Consider the following 3,438-nt stretch of genomic DNA (forward strand, 5'->3'; position numbering starts at 1 on the left):
CTACTATTGGGTATTTTTATGCGTTTAAAACAGCTAAAGTCAATTCATTTGATAACCTTGTGTATCAGATGTGTTGTTATTTACACAACGTATTAATTCACAATAACACAAAAGGCAAACGTTTGTTTGCCTTTTGTTATTTTATAAAGTGGTACCAAATTATAGAATTTCATGCAAAAATAATAGACCAACTAATATGCTTTTTTTAAACAATATTCTTCGACACTTGTTCGAAGAAATAGACTATTTTATCATTCAAAAAAATAGAGGATAAAACAGGACGTATACCTTATTGCATAAACTGTAATTTGTCGCCAATAATAATCAATAGGTCAATAGAAAAGGAGCTATTAATTAGCTCCTTTTCTATTTTGATGTCTTTTGTTGTGTAACTCTTTTAATGTGGCGCGCTGTTCTGGCGTAAAAACATTATTGATTTCATTAAATTCTTTTTGACGAACTTCTCTCATTTTCTTTTTCAATTCAAGTTTTTCATCAACATAACTGTCTTCAATTTGTTTTATTTTGATGACTTGTGCATCTGTCAAATTCAAATCTTTTTTTAATTGTTGTAGTTTTTGCTCTCTCGAACCTTCTTTTCTATCTTGCGCTGATGCAGTTGTTAAAGTGAAAGCAATTAATCCCAAACCTAAATATTTATAAAATGCTGTTCTCATAATTATCAACTTTTACTGTTTATTCTCTCTTAAGACATCAAATAACAAAAAAGGTTTAATCTAAGTTTTGTTAAATTTTTAATCGAATAATACAATAACTTATAAAAGATTGTAACAACAATAGTTGAATTACGACAAATTTTTTTGAATATTTTTTATTATGAATTAAACCTTTTTGAAAAAGGTTTGTCTAATAAGTTGTAAAATTTAGAACTACGTAAAAGAAAAATTGAACAAATGAGGTTAAGAAATTTATTTGCTCTAATGTTTATTTGTGTTTGTGCAAGTTTGAATGCACAAGAACTTTTAAAAATTAGAGGTAAAGTCTTGTCGAGCGACAACAAACCTGTAGAGTACACTACAATATCGCTTGAAAGTACTGAAGAAGGGGTTGTAGCCGAAGGTGCTACAGATGCAAAAGGTGATTTTGTGGTAGAAGCACAAGCAGGAGAATATATTTTGGTCATAGAACCAATGGGGTATGATGTGATAGAAAAGCAACTTAGCTTAACATCAGCTTTAGATTTAGGAACTTTTTCTGTGAAAGGTTCTCAAACTGTTTCTTTAGATGCCGCTGTTGTAACGGCAGAAAAACCAATCTACAAAGTAGAATTAGATAAGAAAGTTTATGACATGGCAAACGACCCGATGTCACAAGGTCAATCGTTGTCAGACGCTTTAGCGAATGTGCCATCTGTACAAGTTGACGCCGAAGGTAACGTTTCGCTTCGTGGAAATGATAATGTCAAATTTTTGATTGATGGTAAACCATCAGGTATGTTAGGTGTTTCGAGTGTAGCAGATGCTTTAAAGAATATTCCGGCAGAAAATGTAGAACGTATCGAGTTGGTGACAAATCCATCGGCGCGTTATGAAGCTTCTGGTTCGGCAGGGATTATTAATATTGTCTTGAAAAAAGGATCGAATGCTGGTTTTAATGGTTCTGTAACTTTGAATGGAGGGATTCCAACCATGATTGGAGGAAATGTGAACTTAAATTATAAAACGAAAAAATACAATATCTACACAACTTTAGGATCTCGTTATGCGGATCGAGAAGGAGAAGGTTCGGCTTTTATGACAAGTTTTAATAAAGGTACTGATGTCGTAAAACAATACAGATCAACGGATCGAGATAACAATAGAATTAGAAGAAATTATAATATTCGTTTAGGTGGTGAATATTATTTAGATGATAAAAACACAGTAGGTTTATCGGCTGGTTATCGTTATAATAATGGAAATAATAACGCGTTGGTTGATTATAATTATTTTGATAATGCGATGACTTTCTTGAAAAATGAGTACAATCTTCAAGATGAAAAAGAAATCGAGAATAACTTTGATTTTGATTTAAACTACAAACACGAGTTTGATAAAAAAGGACACGAGTTTGTTTTCACAGGTCGATTCTCAAGTCAAAAAGAAGATGAAGATGGTTTGGTTAAAGGATTAACAAAAAGATTTGACAATACAACAAATTCGTATGTTGATGAGTTTTCAAATCGTATTACAGATAATTTAGAAGATCAGAAAAATGTTGTCATAACAGCAGATTATGTACGTCCAATTGGAGAAAAAGGGAAGTTCGAATTGGGAGCTCGTGCAGATTTTAGTGATACAAAAACAAATAATAGAACTTATTTCTTAGAAGATAATGGCAATTATGTGGAAGACGATAGGTTTTTTGCAAATGTAGATAACCAACAAAATGTCTTAGCCGCTTATACACAATATGGAAATGCGATTGGAGAAAAGTTCCAATATTTTGCAGGTTTACGCGTGGAAAGTTCTGATATGAAAATTAAGAATTATACGACAGGAGAAAACATCTCTAAAAAATACACAGATTTATTTCCAACGTTAACGTTAAACTATAAGTTTACGGATAAAAACGAGATGCAATTAAGTTATTCTCGTCGTGTTCGTCGTCCAATGGGATTCATGTTAATGCCTTTCTTCTCTGCTACAGACGATAGAAATGTAAGAAACGGAAATCCAGATCTTAATCCTACCTATACAAACTCTTTAGAGTTATCTTATATTGCTTCTGTGGGTAAATTAATGGTTACACCAAGTTTATTTTACCAAAGAACAACAGATATGATTAACCAGTTTCAACGTAAAAATATCAACGATAGCGGAGAAGATGTATTCATTACAAAGCCTATAAATGCAGGTGAAGAAGATCGTTATGGATTAGATTTAACAGCAACTTATAAACCTGCAAGATGGTGGAATTTGATGTTGAATGTGAATTTATTTGGATACAAAAGAACAGGATATTACGAAGAAACGAATGAAATAAAAGATCCTGAAACAGGAATTGTTTCTACTCAAGTAGACGCACAAGATTTTTCTGGTGACGGATTTAGTTCTCGAGGACGCTTATCATCTAACTTTACTTTACCAGCAGATTTCAAAATTCAAGTTGCTGGAAATTACATGGGAAGTATGAAAACCGCGCAACAAAAAATTGAAGATAACTTGTCAATGGATTTTTCTTTATCAAAAGATTTATTTAATAAACAAGCTACTTTATCTTTAAATGTACGTGACGTTTTTAATTCAAGAAAACGTGAAATGACACAATACGGATCGGATTATATTAATTATCAAAGTATGCGTTGGATGAAACGTTCGATTAATTTATCGTTTACTTATCGTTTCAAGAACACAAATGAAAAAGATAGAAATAGACAACGTCCTGAAGCAGAAGAGATGGGAGAAGAAATGCAAATGTAGGCAGCTTCTTAGGTTG

General features: G+C 32.1%; 2 protein-coding genes. One reads left to right on the forward strand and one right to left on the reverse strand.

Annotated features, from left to right (window positions below; all coding sequences use genetic code 11):
• Nucleotides 1-350: 350 nt before the first annotated feature.
• Nucleotides 351-677 carry a hypothetical protein gene (locus Q0616_RS02715; RefSeq protein ID WP_188319199.1) on the reverse strand — a complete coding sequence of 109 codons (327 nt, stop codon included), beginning with the start codon at nt 675-677 and terminating at the stop codon, nt 351-353.
• Between the two features lie 237 nt (nt 678-914).
• On the opposite strand from Q0616_RS02715, the gene Q0616_RS02720 reads away from it, so the two are divergent.
• Nucleotides 915-3,422 carry an outer membrane beta-barrel family protein gene (locus Q0616_RS02720; RefSeq protein WP_171621880.1) on the forward strand — a complete coding sequence of 836 codons (2,508 nt, stop codon included), beginning with the start codon at nt 915-917 and terminating at the stop codon, nt 3,420-3,422.
• Nucleotides 3,423-3,438: the final 16 nt, after the last annotated feature.

Origin of the sequence: uncultured Empedobacter sp., from assembly GCF_937930195.1 — a bacterium.
Classification (GTDB): domain Bacteria; phylum Bacteroidota; class Bacteroidia; order Flavobacteriales; family Weeksellaceae; genus Empedobacter; species Empedobacter stercoris.